This window comes from Halorubrum coriense DSM 10284 (assembly GCF_000337035.1).
Lineage (GTDB): Archaea > Halobacteriota > Halobacteria > Halobacteriales > Haloferacaceae > Halorubrum > Halorubrum coriense.
On sequence record NZ_AOJL01000032.1, the window covers coordinates 47,431 to 62,337 of the forward strand.

At 72.3% G+C, this 14,907-nt stretch carries 13 protein-coding genes; 9 read left to right on the plus strand and 4 right to left on the minus strand.

Annotated features, from left to right (window positions below; all coding sequences use genetic code 11):
* Positions 1-61: 61 nt before the first annotated feature.
* Positions 62-1,666 carry a phosphoribosylglycinamide formyltransferase gene (gene purN / locus C464_RS07770; protein WP_006113094.1) on the plus strand — a complete coding sequence of 535 codons (1,605 nt, stop codon included), beginning with the start codon at positions 62-64 and terminating at the stop codon, positions 1,664-1,666.
* 27 nt (positions 1,667-1,693) lie between these two features.
* On the opposite strand, the gene C464_RS07775 is transcribed toward purN, so the two are convergent.
* Both C464_RS07775 and C464_RS07780 read right to left on the minus strand, forming a co-directional pair.
* Entirely contained in the window at positions 1,694-2,755 is a 1,062-nt protein-coding gene (locus C464_RS07775) for a hypothetical protein (RefSeq protein ID WP_006113095.1), read from the minus strand.
* A 28-nt stretch (positions 2,756-2,783) separates the two neighbouring features.
* Positions 2,784-3,701, minus strand: coding sequence for a substrate-binding domain-containing protein (locus C464_RS07780; RefSeq protein WP_006113096.1), 918 nt, complete (start codon positions 3,699-3,701; stop codon positions 2,784-2,786).
* A gap of 143 nt (positions 3,702-3,844) precedes the next feature.
* Between C464_RS07780 and C464_RS07785 the strand changes: the two genes are divergently transcribed.
* On the plus strand, positions 3,845-5,146 hold the full coding sequence (locus C464_RS07785) for an MFS transporter (protein WP_006113097.1): 1,302 nt from the start codon (positions 3,845-3,847) through the stop codon (positions 5,144-5,146).
* A 24-nt stretch (positions 5,147-5,170) separates the two neighbouring features.
* Here C464_RS07785 and C464_RS07790 read toward each other — a convergent pair whose 3' ends face one another.
* Positions 5,171-6,229: a M42 family metallopeptidase gene (locus C464_RS07790; RefSeq protein ID WP_006113098.1), complete on the minus strand. Its 1,059-nt coding sequence runs from the start codon at positions 6,227-6,229 to the stop codon at positions 5,171-5,173.
* A 702-nt stretch (positions 6,230-6,931) separates the two neighbouring features.
* Here C464_RS07790 and C464_RS07795 point away from each other — a divergent pair.
* The 6 genes from C464_RS07795 (at position 6,932) to C464_RS07820 (ending at position 11,791) form a co-directional block, all read left to right on the plus strand.
* Positions 6,932-7,189: an MTH865 family protein gene (locus tag C464_RS07795; RefSeq protein ID WP_006113099.1), complete on the plus strand. Its 258-nt coding sequence runs from the start codon at positions 6,932-6,934 to the stop codon at positions 7,187-7,189.
* A 100-nt stretch (positions 7,190-7,289) separates the two neighbouring features.
* Entirely contained in the window at positions 7,290-8,051 is a 762-nt protein-coding gene (locus C464_RS07800; RefSeq protein WP_006113100.1) for a J domain-containing protein, read from the plus strand.
* Entirely contained in the window at positions 8,048-8,827 is a 780-nt protein-coding gene (locus tag C464_RS07805; protein ID WP_006113101.1) for a metallophosphoesterase, read from the plus strand. The genes C464_RS07800 and C464_RS07805 overlap by 4 nt, the downstream gene beginning before the upstream one ends.
* 138 nt (positions 8,828-8,965) lie before the next feature.
* On the plus strand, positions 8,966-10,006 hold the full coding sequence (locus C464_RS07810; protein ID WP_006113102.1) for an NAD(P)-dependent alcohol dehydrogenase: 1,041 nt from the start codon (positions 8,966-8,968) through the stop codon (positions 10,004-10,006).
* A gap of 116 nt (positions 10,007-10,122) precedes the next feature.
* Positions 10,123-10,605, plus strand: a complete 483-nt coding sequence (locus C464_RS07815) for a hypothetical protein (RefSeq protein WP_006113104.1) — start codon at positions 10,123-10,125, stop codon at positions 10,603-10,605.
* Between the two features lie 22 nt (positions 10,606-10,627).
* The gene (locus C464_RS07820) at positions 10,628-11,791 is read left to right on the plus strand and encodes a thiamine pyrophosphate-dependent enzyme (RefSeq protein ID WP_006113105.1); all 1,164 of its coding nucleotides are present in this window, start codon (positions 10,628-10,630) and stop codon (positions 11,789-11,791) included.
* Between the two features lie 22 nt (positions 11,792-11,813).
* On the opposite strand, the gene C464_RS07825 is transcribed toward C464_RS07820, so the two are convergent.
* Entirely contained in the window at positions 11,814-13,130 is a 1,317-nt protein-coding gene (locus C464_RS07825; protein WP_006113106.1) for an NAD(P)/FAD-dependent oxidoreductase, read from the minus strand.
* 504 nt (positions 13,131-13,634) lie between these two features.
* Here C464_RS07825 and C464_RS07830 point away from each other — a divergent pair.
* Positions 13,635-14,885 carry a pyridoxal-phosphate dependent enzyme gene (locus tag C464_RS07830; RefSeq protein WP_006113107.1) on the plus strand — a complete coding sequence of 417 codons (1,251 nt, stop codon included), beginning with the start codon at positions 13,635-13,637 and terminating at the stop codon, positions 14,883-14,885.
* The last annotated feature ends 22 nt before the right edge of the window (positions 14,886-14,907 follow it).

The following is a 14,907-nucleotide window of genomic DNA, read 5'->3' on the forward strand; positions in this document are numbered from 1 at the left end:
TCGTGTACATGCGGGCGACGCGGACCGCAATCGATATACCCGATCGGTCGGACGTTCGCGTATGAAGATCGCCGGACTCGCGAGCAACAGGGGACGGAACCTCAGGCACATCGCCGACGCCGCGCCCGGCGGCGCGGAGCTGTCGGTCGTCCTGACGAACCGCGAGCAGGCACCGGTGTTGGAGGCCGCGACCGAGCGCCGGATCCCCACCGAGGTGGTCGCGCGCGAGGAGGAGGAGTCGCGCGAGTCGCACGAGCGCCGGATCGTCGAGCGCCTCGCGGACTACGACGTCGACCTCGTCTGTCTGGACGGCTACATGCGCGTGCTCACCGACGCGTTCCTCGACGCCGTCCCGACGACGCTGAACGTCCACCCGTCGCTGCTCCCGTCGTTCCCCGGCACCGACGCCCACGAGCAGGTGCTGGACGCGGGCGTCCGGACGACCGGCTGTACGGTCCACGTCGTCACCGAGGAGGTCGACGCGGGCCCGGTCGTCACGCAGGAGCCGATCCCGGTGTACGAGGACGACGACGTCGACTCGCTGAAGGCGCGCGTCCTCCGCGAGGCGGAGTTCACGGCGTACCCGCGGGCGGTCCGCTGGTTCGCCGAGGACCGGGTGACTGTCGAGCGTGACGCCGACGGGACTCCCGCCGACGTCGCGGTCGAGGGCGACGTGGGCGGCGACTTCCCGGAGCGGCGCTTCGTCTCCGAGGAGCGAACCGCCACGCTGCGGTACGGCGAGAACCCGCATCAGGACGCCGCGCTGTACGTCGACGACGGCTGCGAGGAGGCGAGCGTCGTCGACGCCGCGCAGCTGAACCCCGGCGCGAAGGGGATGGGGTACAACAACTACAACGACGCCGACGCCGCCCTGAACCTCGTCAAGGAGTTCGACGACCCCGCGGCCGCGGTGATCAAGCACACGAACCCCGCGGGCTGCGCGGTCGGTTCCGACCTCGCGGACGCGTACGACCGCGCGCTGCGCACCGACGCGAAGTCCGCGTTCGGCGGCATCGTCGCGTTGAACCGCGAGTGCGACGCCGACACCGCGACCGCGGTCGCCGACTCGTTCAAGGAGGTCGTCGTCGCGCCTGGCTACACCGACAGCGCGCTCGACGTCCTCCGCGAGAAGAAGAACCTCCGCGTGCTCGACGTGGGCCCGCTCGGCGCGGGCGACGACCGCTTCTCGGAGCGGTTCACGGAGAAGCCCATCGTCGGGGGCCGCCTCGTTCAGGAACGCGACCGGCAGTCGCCCACCGCCGACGACCTGGAGGTCGTCACCGAACGCGAGCCGACCGACGAGCAGGTCGAGACGATGCTGTTCGCGTGGAAGACGCTGAAACACGTGAAGTCGAACGGCATCCTCTTCGCGACCGGCACGGAGACGGTCGGCGTCGGCATGGGACAGGTCTCCCGGGTCGACGCGGTCTCGCTCGCGGCGATGAAGGCCGAGAAGGACGCGGAGGGGAAGTCCGCCGAGGGGGCCGTGATGGCCTCGGACGCGTTCTTCCCGTTCCCGGACGCGGTCGAGGAGGCCGCCGACGCGGGCATCGAGGCCGTGATCCAGCCCGGCGGCTCCGTCAACGACGAGGACGTGATCGCCGCGGCCGACGAGCGCGACATGACGATGGCGTTCACCGGGTCGCGCTGCTTCCGACACGACTAGCGCCGTCGACGCCGCCGCATCGACGCGTCAGCCGCTCCGCCCGCCGTCGGGATACCACACGGCCCGCCCCGGCGTGTGGTGGTGCCAGTAGTCGTCGTCGCGGAGGAGCCGCGGGTCGCGCCACCGGAACCGGGCGTTGGCGACGTACGAGAACGGGTCCGGCGTCTCGACCGGGGTCACGAGCGAGCGCTGACAGGCGGTGAACCCCCGACGCGTCCGGTCGCTCGTCGGCGCGAACCGGTGGTCGACGGCGTCGTCGGCCGCGTCCTCCTCGCGTCGAACCGTCAGCCCGTTACTCTCGCCCCTCGGGGGCACGGTCGCGTGGAGCCGCTCGTCGAACGACGCGACCAGCCGAACCTGATCGGCCGCGTAGCGGTCGTCCCCGCCGTCGACGGTCCCGCCGCCGCGGATCGTCCCCCGCATCGAGAGCGCCACGCGCGACCGGTCCGGACCGGGAGCGACGCGGACCGCGTCCCGACGCGTGAAGCGGGCGACGTCGTTGCGGCCGTGGACGTACGCCGTGCCGAGGGTCCGCCCCCGGTCGTCGAACCCGTCGGGGTACCCCGGCAGTTCCGGCTCGACCTCGCAGCCGGGACGGGGCGGGTTCAGGACCCGGTCGAGCGCGTCGGAGAGCTCGCTCGGCACGGTAACGCCCTCGAAGAGGTGCGTGGCGAGGACGTCGCCGTACGGGACGGCGGCGGCGACGCGCGTCGTCGCCCCCCAGCTCTCGCTGGCGATCCCGTACGCCCGCCCGTCCTCCGCGCAGACGTCCGCGAGCGTCGCCTGCGCGCTGCGGCCGACGAACGCGACCGGCGTCGCCCCCCGCAGCGCGGCGAGCGCCTCCTCCCGGTCCGCGTCGACCGCCGGAAACAGCGCGACGCGTCCGCCCGTCGGGTCCTCGACGGTGAGGGGGTCCGAGCCGTCCGGGAGGGGCACCCCGTCGGCGACGTAGAGGGGATCGACCTCGTCGAGCCGGGCCGAGGGCCGAGACGACGGCCCCCCACCGAGCGGGGCGTTACAGCCGGCGGCACCGCCGGCGAGTCCGGTCGCGGCCGTCGCGAGGAGGGCGCGACGTGAGTGCGGGGGCATACGCGGCCCGTTACTCCGCCCCGACACGTCAATCTCGGGGTTCGACGCGCCGGGGCTCCCCCTCCCAGTCCCGCGGGACGTACTGGCCGAACTCGGGCTCGGCCGAGCGGGCGGCGGGGCGGAACGCCCGCTCGCCCGCCACGCGGAACTCCTCGATCACCGACTGGCCGGGACCGGTGAGGAACCCGACGTACGACATCGCGAGCGCGTACGCCACGTCGTGCCGGGCGGGGTTGACGGGTATCACGGCGTACTCGTTCCGCAGGAGCGGCGGCGGGTCGTCGATCCCGTAGTCGACGTGGCGCGCGAGGCCGCCGCCGGCGCTCACGGCGAGGAACGTCCCCCGGTCGGTGAGCGTGTAGGCGTCGGACCGCGCGGCGGCGATCAGCGTGTCGCCCATCCCCTGTCCCGTCTCGACGTACCACTCGCCGCCGGGCTCGACTGCCGCCTCGTCCCAGATCCGGCGCTCGCGGACGTGCGTTCCCGACTGGTCGCCCCGAGAGACGAACGTCGCCTCGGCGTCCGCGATGGCGCGGAACGCCGAGACGGGGTCGGCTCCGGCCACGCCCGCGGGGTCGTCGGGAGGGCCGACGACGAGGAAGTCGTTGACCATCACTCGACGCCGGTTCACGCCGTACCCCGCCCGGAGGAACTCGTCTTCGAGGGGGCGCGCGTGGACGAGGACCACGTCGCAGTCGCCGTCCCGGGCGGTGCGGAGCGACGCGCCCGTCCCGCGCACGAGCGCGTCGACCCGCGAGCCGAAGCGGTCGGCGTACGCGCGGTGTAGCACGTCGAGGAGGCCGCTGTCGTAGGCCGTCGTGGCGGTCGCGAGGGTCACCGCCCCGAGGTCGGGCGCACTCTCGCGACGCCCGCTCCCGCCCGCGCAGCCGGCCAGCGAGAGGGCACCGCCGACGCCGAGCGCGCGGACGAGCCGTCGACGTCGCATGGAATATGTAACTACGAAAGCACACACTTACTTAACAATTAATCTGTTTCGGTTATTCTCACGCGGGGGCGACAACCCCACGCGGACCGCCGGATCGACGGCGCTTTTTTCCCGGGATATCGTTGGCTCGAACAGAGAGGACCGTGGCGCAGTTCGGCAACTCGGTACGGCTGCTCGGGGACCGGGAGTTCGCGGCGCTCGCCGGGACCGCGTTCGCCCGTAGTCAGGCGTACTCGACGATCCTCATCGCCCTGGCGCTGTACGCCGACCTGTTCGGGACCACGGGGTTCATCGAGGGGCTGTTCGGGACCGCGTTCGCCGTCGTCCAGCTCGTCATCGTCCTCCCGCTGGGCCGGACCGTCGACACCGGCAACGCGAAGCGGTGGCTGCTCGGCGGCTTCCTGATCAACGTCGCCGTCTTCGTCGGCTTCGCGCTGGTCGACAGCTCCGTCCACATCATCCTCGTGCGGATGGTCCAGGGGCTCGGCGCGAGCGTCCTCTGGATCACGGGCGCGACGGTGATCGGCGAGATCAGCCCGGACGACGAGCAGGGGCGCTGGCTCGGCTCGTACAACCAGTTCGCCTCCGTCTCGTCGCTCGCGGGCGACCTCGTCGGCGGCTACCTCCTGTACGCCTACGGGTTCACCGAGACGTACGTCGTGTTGACCGTCGTCACGCTCGCCGCGTTCGCGCTGGTGTTCGCGTTCCTCCGCGACAACCCCGGCGGCCGGAAAGACCCCGAGGACGCCGGCGGGATGGAGACGTTCCGGTCGCTGCTCGGCCGCCCGATGTTGCGCGCGCTCGTCTTCTTCCGGTTCACCTTCAGCGTCGGCAAGATGGCGGTGATCATCTTCCTCCCGATCTACGCGCGCACGACGTTCGGCATCTCCGCGTTCGCCATCGGCTGGATCATGGCGGGCGGGAAGGCGACGAAGGCGCTCACGCAGGGGTTCGTCGGCGACCTCACCGACCGCTACGAGCGCACGTACCTGTTCGTCGCGGTCGGCGCGCTCCTGTACGGAGTCGGGACGGCGATCATCCCGCTCGCCGCGTACTTCGAGGGGACCGTCGCGCCGGTCACCGTCTCGTACCTCGGCGACTCCCAGACGCTCGGCGGGGCCTTCTTCGCGCTGTTCGCCGCCTACTCGCTGCTCGGGGTCGCCGACTCGATCCGGCTGCCGGCGAGCATGTCGCTGTTCGTCGACGAGGGCGAGGCGTACGACTCCGTCGCCAGCGCGATGAGCTTGCGCTCCGTCTCGTGGAAGGTCGGGCAGGTCGTCGGGCCGGTGCTGGTCGGGACCACGATGGACTGGACGACCACCGAGACCGGGTTCCTGCTCGCGGCCGGGTTCATCGCGTTCGCGACGACCGGCTTCGCGTGGCAGGCGCGCGGGGCCTACCGCGCGAGCCGGGAGCCGAGCCCGGCCGCGCCCGGCGACGACTGAGCCGAGTTCGAGACCGAGGAGCGACTACAGCGTGTAGTCGTGGTCGCCGGTCTCGGACTCCAAGAAGGCGGTCAGCAGGTCGATCGTCGCCTCCACGTCGCCGCCGTCGGCGGTCTCGGTGACGGTGTGGAGGTACCGCGTCGGGATCGAGATCGCGCCGACGGGCTTCGCGCCCGCCGTGTTCTGGAACCCCGCGGTGTCGGTGCCGCCCGCGGGCAGCACCTCGTGCTGGTGGTCGATCTCCGCGTCCTCGGCGACCTCGGTGAGCCGGCTGTGGACCTTCGGGCTGGTGATCACCGAGGAGTCCTTCAGCTTCACCGCCGTGCCCGCGCCGAGTTCCGTGACGGCGTCGGCCGGGTCGCCGACCTGCGGCACGTCGTTGGCGACGGTGACGTCGAGGGCGACGGCGAGGTCGGGGTCGACGTCCACGCCGAGCGCCCTCGCGCCCCGCAGTCCGACCTCCTCTTGGACCGTCGCCGCGAAGTGGATCGTCACGTCGGGGTCGTCGATGCGCCGAGCCGCTTCGAGCATCGCGAACACGCAGATCCGGTCGTCGAGCGCCTTCCCCGTGACGCGGTCGCCCATCCGCGTCGTGGTCTGGTTGAGGGTGACGAGGTCGCCGACGCTCACCGCCTCCGCGACCGCCTCGGCGTCGCGCCCGAGGTCGATGAACACGTCCTTCACCTCGTCGTCCTTCTCGCGCTGCTCCTCGGTCAGCGTGTGCGGCGGGACCGAGCCGATGACGCCCGTCAGGTCCTCGTCGCCGTGGACGGTGACGCGCTGCGCGCGCAGCACCCGGGCGTCGAAGCCGCCGAGCGGGTCGACCTGGACGAATCCCTCGTCGGTGACGTGGCGGATCATGAACCCGATCTCGTCCATGTGGGCCGCGACGGCGACCGAGTAGTCCGAGTCGCCCTCGATCGTCCCGACGACGTTGCCCATCGCGTCGGTCCGGACGCGGTCGACGCTGTCGGCGAACTCTCGCCGGACGACCTCGCGGACGTCGTCCTCGTAGCCCGGGACGCCGCGGGCCTCGGTCAGCTCTCGGAGCAGGTCGAAGTCGAACGCGAACTCGCGTGCCATGGATCCACCTGATTCGCCAGCGACAAAGGTCCGCAGGATCCGGCACGACCGTCGGCCTTCGGCACCGCTCCGGGACCGACGCCGCTCCGAGCGCGCCCCTCAGATCCGCGGCGACGGTTCGATAGGTAAATATCCGCGCGCGACGCCGAGAATCACTTATAAACGCGGTGGCGCGTGCCTGCGAGTGGCCGCCGAAGGCGGCCGCGAAGCCAGCACGCGCGAGGGACGCGGTGAGCGCTCGAAGAGCGCGAACCGCGAGGCTGGGGAGGTGTGAGGTGCGGTTCGGGGCGGGGCGGGACTCGAAGGGGCAGTCGCGAGGCGGGCGCAGGCGACGGTAGGACCGCAGGGAGCGAGCGAAGCGAGCGACTGAGGACCGCCCCGAGCGTGCGCCCGCCTCGCGACTGGGGCTTCGGGAGCGTTCGCGTCGATCGGCGGTTTATAAGCCGTGACGTATGGCCGAGCGACTGGGGCTTCGGGGGCGTTCGCGTCGATCGGCTGTTTATAAGCCGTGACGTATGGCCGAGCGACTGGGGCTTCGGGAGCGTTCGCGTCGATCGGCGATTTATAAGCCGTGACGTCTGGCCGAGCGGCCGAGGAGTCGCCGGTGTTCGCCGGCGAGCGCGCAGCGAGAGCTTATCAACCCTAAATATGTTTACTGTTGTTCCGCAACCCTTTTGCGGGCGCTCGCGGGAAGTCGTGTGTATGAGCGACGTGAAAGCGGAACTCCGCGAACAGTTCTTGGACGCGTTCGGCGGCGCAGATTTCCCCGTCGAGAACCAGATGGACCTCGTCCCCGCGCTGCCGGACGGTCCGGGGACGAAGTTCGAGGCCGGCGACGTCAGCTTCACCGCCATGGAGATGGCGGCGAAGCTGGGCAGCGAACAGGAGTTCCCCTACGACGACGCCGAGTCGCTCGTCGACGACATCATCGACGGGCTCGAAGCGAAGGGAATGATCTGAGCCGGCCGCCCGACCGGCCACGTTTCTCTTCGCGATTCACCGCGTAGCCCCGCCGCTGCTCCGGCGGGAGGTTGATTACCGCGGAGCCGCTACGGCGGGTGTGTTCGCCGAGCTCACGAGCCTGGTGCCGCGGTGGGTCCTCTGGGGGGTCGGCCTCGGTGGGATCGCCACCGCCGTGGTCGCCCTCGCGTTCTACCTCGGGGACCGGTTCGTCCCGGCCCCCGCCGCGTCGACCGGTCGCCGCGGTGCCGCCGGCGACGAGCGCCGCCGCCGCGAGATCCGCACGTACCTGGACGCGGCCGGCGAGCGCTTCGACGAGGACCACGCGTTCGACGGCGTGTCGGTCCCCTTCTTCCTCCCCGACCGCGGCGTCGCGATCACCTTCGACGCGCACGACTACTTCCGGCTGGAGGGCGAGGGCGTCTACACCGTCCTCTGTGAACACGAGATGCCGGGTCGCGGGCTCGGCCGCCGGCTCCCGTTCGACGTCGACGAACCCGACTGGGCGACCGACGAGTCGCCCGGTTCCGGGGGCGGTCGGTCCGCCGACTTCGGCGGCCGCTTCGGGGCGGAGCGGTCGACCGCCCGCGGCCCCGCCGGGCGGGCGGACCCCGTCGGCGACGCGTTCGACGAACTCGGGCTCGACCGCGACGCCGACGTCGACGCGGTGAAGGGCGCGTACCGCGAGCGCGTCAAGGAGACGCACCCGGACCAAGGCGGCGACGAGGAGTCGTTCCGCCGCGTCCGCGAGGCGTACGCGACCGCTCGCAACCACGCGGACGGCGGGCCGAGCCCGGGCGGGGGCGACGCGGACCGCGAGGCGGGCCGCCGCCGCGAGCGCTCGTCCGGATTCGGCCGGTGAGCGCTCCCGATCCCGGGCCCGGCCCGACGTTCGCGGACCGCGCCGTCTACCTCCCGGAGGCCGACGCGCTCGTCGTCGCCGACCTCCACGTCGGCCGCGGCGAGGCCTCCGCCGTCTCGCTCCCGCTCGGCGAGCGCGCGGACCTCGTCGACCGGCTCGCCGCCCTCCTCGACCGGTTCGACCCCGAAACGGTGGTCGTCGCCGGCGACGTCGTCCACACCTTCGACCGGGTCACCGACCGGAGCCGCGAGACGGTGAACGCGCTCCGCGACGCCTGTGAAGAGCGCGGGACCGACCTCGAACTCGTCGCCGGCAATCACGACAGCGCCCTCCAGAGCGACTGGGACGGGCGGGTCCGCGAGGAACTCGTTCTGGGCGCTCGCGGCGACCGGGGGGCCGAAGCCGACGCGACGCGCACGGTCGTCTGTCACGGCCACGAGGAGCCGTCCGCGACGGCGGACCGGTACGTGATCGGCCACGTCCACCCGACGATCGAGATCGAGGGCGACCGCCGGCCCTGCTTCCTCCGCGGCCCCGGAACGTACCGCGGGGCCGACCTCCTCCTGCTGCCCGCGTTCACCCGGCTCGCACCGGGCGTGGCGGTCAACGACATGTCGACCGACGCGTTCGACTCACCGCTCGTGACCGACGCGGACCGCCTCGCGCCGGTCGTGGTCGACTCCCCGGCGGCGGGCTCTGACGGCGACCCCGACGCGGGCGGCGCGGGGGAGGCCCTCCGGTTCCCGCCGCTCGGGGAGTTCCGCCGGCTGTTGTGAACGCTTTTGCCGCGCCACACCCGGACCGATCCGCTGAGCCCGATGGCTCCCACCGACGACGGCGGGAACTCCTCGCTGTCCCGTCAGACAGGCGACTATAACGAACGTTTATGCTACATGCCTGCGAGTCGTTCGCACATGGAAGCAGCCAGACTCCACGAGTACACGGACGACATGAGCGAGGGGCTCACCATCGACGAGGTCGACCGGCCGACGGCGACGGACGCGGACGACGTCATCGTCGAGGTCGAGGGCGCGGGCTGGTGCCAGACGGACAACCACATCATCGAGGGGATGTGGGCCGAGTACGTCCCGCAGGAACTACCGATGACGCTCGGCCACGAGAACGCCGGCACCGTCGTCGAGACGGGCGAGAACGTCGATCTGGTCTCGACCGGGGACCCGGTGATCTGCCACCCGGTCCAGACCTGCGGCACCTGCCGACCCTGCCGGCTCGGCGAGACGATGTACTGCGAGAACGACGCGTTCAACGGGCTCACGACCGACGGCGGCTTCGCCGAGTACCTCCACACCAGCGAGCGCTCGGTGATCCCGCTCCCGTCCGGCGTCGACCCGATCGACATCGCGCCGCACGCCGACGCCGGGATCACGGCGTACCACGCGGCCAAGAAGGCGGTCGCCGACCTCGACCCCGGCGACCACGCCGTCGTCATCGGCGTCGGCGGACTCGGCCACATCGGACTCCAGTGCCTCGACGCGATGAGCGCGGCCAGGATCACCGCGGTCGACCTGAAGCAGTCGGCCCTGAACCTGGCGGACAGCTACGGCGCGAACCACCTCGTGAACCCGAGCGACGACGACGTCGCGGCCGAGATCGAGGATATCACCGACGGAACCGGTGCGGCGCAGGTGCTCGACTTCGTCGGCGAGGACGTGACGACCGCCTACGCGCCCGACATCACCGCCGCCGGCGGCGACCACCACATCATCGGCTACGGGGGCCACGTCCACGAGCCGGCGCAGGCGCTGGTGAACGGCGAGTTCTCCTTCGTCGGCAACATCGTCGGGCGGTACGCGGAGCTCCAGGAGCTCGTCGCGCTCGTCGAGCAGGGCGACGTCGACCTCCACACCAGCCGGTACGACCTCGACGAGATCAACGCGGTCGCCGAGAAGCTCGAACACCGCGAGATCGACGGTCGAGCCGTCATCACGCCCTGACGACGCGGTCCGGGGCCCGACGGCCACGCGCTCGGCGAGGGCGACGCCGCCGGGGAAGCGCAAGGAGTCGTTTCACCCTCGGAAAGACCTTTACTTCGGATCAGTGACATTCGGACATGTCCGATTCGCTCCGATCCGAGTCCGGTTCCTCGTCCGCCCTCCGGTGGTCGCTGTACGCCGGCGGGTACGCGTTCGGCTGCGCCGCCCTCACGACGTTCCTGCTCTCTGACCTGCTCGGCCTGTTCGCCGAGGTGATCGGCCTCCCGCTCGCGGCCGCGATGCCGCTCCTCGGGACGCCCGCCCTCGTCGTCGGCGCGGTCGTCTGGTGGGCCCTCGTCGAGCGGCGGGACGCTCCCACGTACCCCCGAGGGGCCGCGTTCGGGCTGCTCACCGCGCTTCTCACCGGCGCGCTCTGGACGATGCGGTTCGTGTCCGTCTGGAGCGTCGAGATGCTGACGGCCGGCCCCGTGCCGCTGCTCGTCGGCGTCGTGTTCGGCGCGGTCGCCGTCGCCGGCGTCCTCGTCGGGCTCCCGATCACGTACGTGCGTCGCCGGAGCCGGCGGGCGTCCGACGCCGCCGCGACCGCTAACTCCTTGTGACTGCGGCGCACACCCGTTGCGCATGGACGAGAACGGCGTCGACGCCGCTGTCGACGGCGCGGCCGACCCGCTCGCCGACGAAGACGTCGCCCGCGTGCTCGGGCCGGACGGCAGCCCCCTGCCGGACGCGACGGTCCCGGACCTCTCGGACGAGCGGTTCCGCGCCATCTACCGCGATCTGGTCGTCACGCGCCGGTTCGACGAGCGCGCCGTGAGCCTCCAGCGACAGGGACGGATCGGGACGTACGCGCCCTGCGCGGGGCAGGAGGGGTCCGCCGTCGGGTCGACCCACGCGCTCGCGGACGACGACCTGATCAGCTACCAGTACCGCGAGCACGGCGCGGTCGTCGTCCGCGACCTGCTCGACGCGTACCTCCCCTACTGGATGGGCCACGAGGCCGGGACGGAGGCGATCGCCGACGGCGACGTTTTCCCGCTGAACATCGGCATCGCGGCGCACCTGCCGCACGCGGTCGGGGCCGCGTGGGCGTTCGACCACCGCGACGAGGACCGCGTCGTCGCCTGTCACTTCGGCGACGGCGCGACCAGCGAGGGTGACTTCCACGAGGCGATGAACTTCGCCGGCGTCTTCGACACGCCGACGCTGTTCTGCTGTCACAACAACGGCTGGGCCATCTCGATCCCCGAGGCGCGACAGACCGCGAGCGACACCTTCGCGCGGAAGGCGACCGCCTACGGCTTCGACGGCGTCCGCGTCGACGGGATGGACCCGCTCGCGAGCTACGCGGTCACGCGGGAGGCGGCCGAGCGAGCCCGGCGCGACGGCGGAGACGCGGGCGGAGACGGCCCCGCGGACGGCCCGCGGCCGGTCCTCATCGAGTTCGTGGAGTACCGGTTCGGCGCGCACACGACGGCGGACGACCCGACGGCCTACCGCGAGCCCGACGACGTGGACCCGTGGCGCGCGCTCGACCCGCTCGACCGGATGGAGGCGTTCCTCCGCGCGACCGGCCGGATCGACGACGAGGGCGTCGTGGCGGTCCGCGACGAGGCCGACGAGGTCGTGGCCGAGGCGATAGACGCGGCGGAGGCGGTCGCGGCCGACCCCGCCGAGATGTTCGACCGCGCGTTCGCCGAACTCCCCCGCGAACTCCGCCGCCAGCGCGACGACCTCCTCGCGGCCGTCGAGGAACACGGCGACGAGGCGTTCCTGCGCGAGGAGTGAGCGGACCGAGACGAGGCTTCTCCTATAAGTACCCGCCCGCCGCGCTCGCCGCCGTCCGCCCGCTTTCGAGCCCCCCTTGGATCGACGACCACTCCGTGTAGTCGCCGGCGAGGACGACCGGGCCCTCGGGGTCGTCCGGGTCCGGGAGGTCGGCGTGGACGCCGGGCGGCTGCGCGAACTGCGCGAACCGGACCCGGTGGACGTCGACGGTCTCCAGCCCGGCGAAGTCGCGCTCGGGGTACCACGCCTCCAGCGCGTCGCGGACGTCGGCGCGGAGCGCGTCAGCGGGGCGGTCGAGGGAGTCCTCGCCGAGGAACGTCGCCGCGAGCAGCGCGCGGTCGTCGGGCGCGTACTCGGGCGCGACCTCCGACATCGGGACCACGGCGTTCGGCGACTCGGCCGCGGCGTTGAGCAGGATCCGCCCGCCGGTCTCGAACGACTCGCCCGCGGGGAGCGCGTACCAGCCGGTGACGTTCGGCACGCCCTCGGTCGGCACCGACTCGACGCCGGTGAGCCGCCGCGCCTCGGGCGGCGAGGCCGCGACGACCACCGCGTCCGCCTCGCGCGTCGAGCCGTCCGCTAGCTCGACGGTCGCGCCGTCGGCGTCGGCGGTCCGGAACGGAATCCTGCCTTGCCCGGCGATCCGGACCGCCTCCACGTCCTCGCCGGTCTCGATCGCGACCCCGGCCTCGCGGGCGCGGTCGGCGAGCGCGGCGGGGAGTGCGGCCATCCCCTCGGCGGGGACGCCGATCGACCCGCGGCCCATCGCGCGGAACGTGTACTCGAACACCTGCTTCGAGGTCGAGAGGCTCCGGTCGAGCGTGATCCCCCCGTAGAACGGCTCGACGAAGTTCTCGACGTAGTCGTCGGCGAACCCCCAGTCGCGGAGGTACTCGCGGATCGGGGCGTCGCGCCCGGCGAAGAACTCGCCCTCGTCGCGGTTTCCGAGATCGTACCGGAGCGCGAGCGTCCGGAGCTTGTCGGAGAAAGAGACCTCTCGGTTCAGCAGCGAGGGGAGCGCGGACAGCGGGTCTCGGAGGGGGTCGCCGAGCACCGACCGCGAGCCCGGCCGGCAGATCGTCGCGCCCGGCGCGAAGGTCCGGAGGTCGAGGTCGTCGAGCCCCTCGGAGCCGAGTTCGCGCTCGACGGCGGGGTAGCTCGAAAAGAGGACTTGGAAGCCGCGGTCGAGCGTGAACCCGTCGACGGTCTCGGTCCGGACGCGCCCGCCGACCTCGGGCCGTCGCTCGAACAGCGTCACGTCCGCGCCCGCCTCCGCGAGCCGCGTCGCCGCGACGAGCCCCGCGAGCCCGCCGCCGACGACCGTGGCGTCTCCGTTCATACGAGACGTTTCGGGGCGCGGGTTGATAAGCGGCGGCGGGTCGAGACGGACGCTCCCGAAGCCCCAGCCGCTCCGTTATGAGTACTCGACGACGGATCGGTGGTGACCACTGCTGACGCCTCAGTCGCTCGCCGGTACGCGATCGATACTTCCGCGGTGAACACCTCTGAAGCCCCAGCCGCGAGGACTCGCGTGACTCGCTGCCCTCCTCGGTCGCTCGCTCCGTTCGCTCCCCGTGGCGCTTGCGTCGTCAGGCTTCGCCCTCGCGGCTGCCCCTTTGAGTCCCACCCCGCACGTCAACCGCGCCTCACGCCTCCCCAGCCTCGCGGCTCGTTCGGGGCTCCCTGCGGTCGCCCCTCACTCACCGCGTCCCTCGCGCGCGCTCCTCGCGGCCGCCTTCGGCGGCCACTCGGAGGCACGCGCCACCGCCGTCCGGAGCCTCGTCGAGACGGCCGTCCGCTCCCGAGTGCGAAGCGATTAGTCGCCGCCGCCGCAAGGTTCGGTATGGATATCACCGAGACCACGCCGGCGTTTCGCGGGCTGGAGAGTCGGGCGTCGGGTCGCGTCCACGAGACCGCCGACTCGGCGGCCATCGACGACGACGAGCGCGCGCGCGGCCTCGACCCCGTCTACGACTACGACGCGGTCGACCCCGACGACCTCTTCGACCCGGCGGCCCGCGGCGGGAGCGGCGACGCCCGGACCGCGCCCGCGACCGCCCGCGGCCACTGGCGCTTCGACGCGCTGCTGCCCTTCCCGGCCGGCGAGGCGCTCACCGCCGGCGAGGGCGGCACGCCGCTCGTGGCCACGGACCGGCTCGCGGACGAGCTCGACGTCGACGCGGTGTACGTCAAAGACGAGGGTCGCAACCCGACCGGGACGGTCCTCGACCGCGGCCTCTCCGTCGCCGTGACCGCGGTCGCGAAGCGGGCGGCGGCCGAGGGGGTCGACGTCGAGCCGCTCGTCTGCGCGAGCCCGGGGAACGCCGGGCAGTCGATGGCGGCGTACGCGGGCCGGGCGGACCTGCGGTCGTACGCGTTCGTCCCCTCGCGGTGCGCCTTCTCAAACAAGTCGATGACCAACGTCCACGGCGGCGAGATGCGCGTGGTGGGCGGGCGCTTCCCGGACGCGGCCGACGCGGTCGACGAGCAGCTCGCGACCGACTACACCGACCTCGGCGAGTTCGCCACGCCGTACCGCCACGAGGGCGCGAAGACGGTCGCGTTCGAGCTGGTCGCCGACCTCGGCGACGCCCCCGACGTCGTCGTCGTCCCGACCGGGTCGGGCGAGGTCGTCGCGGGCGTCCACAAGGGGTTCGTCGAGCTCGACCGGGTGGACGCCATCGACGAGACGCCCCGGATCGTCGCCGCGCAGGCGGCCGGCTGCGCCCCCGTCGCGGCCGCCGTCGAGCGCGGCCTCGACGAACCGGAGCCGTGGGGGACGCCCGACACCATCTGCGGCGAACTGGAGATCCCGGACCCCGCGGGCGGTGCCGCGGCCGTCGAGGCCGTCACCGAGAGCGGCGGGACCGCGGTCGGCGTCGACGACGACGACATCCTCGCGAGCGCGGTCGCCGTGGCCCAGAACGAGGTCGTCGAGATGGGCGCGACGGGCGGCGCGGCCCCCGCCGGCGCGTGGGCGCTCGCCGAGGACGATTTCTTCGACGGCGACGAGACCGTCGTGCTCCTCAACAGCGACGCCGGGCTGAAGACGCCCGACATCCTGCGCAGCCACCTGATGGGTCAGGGGATCTGAGGAAAAGCGTCGGTTAGGGTTC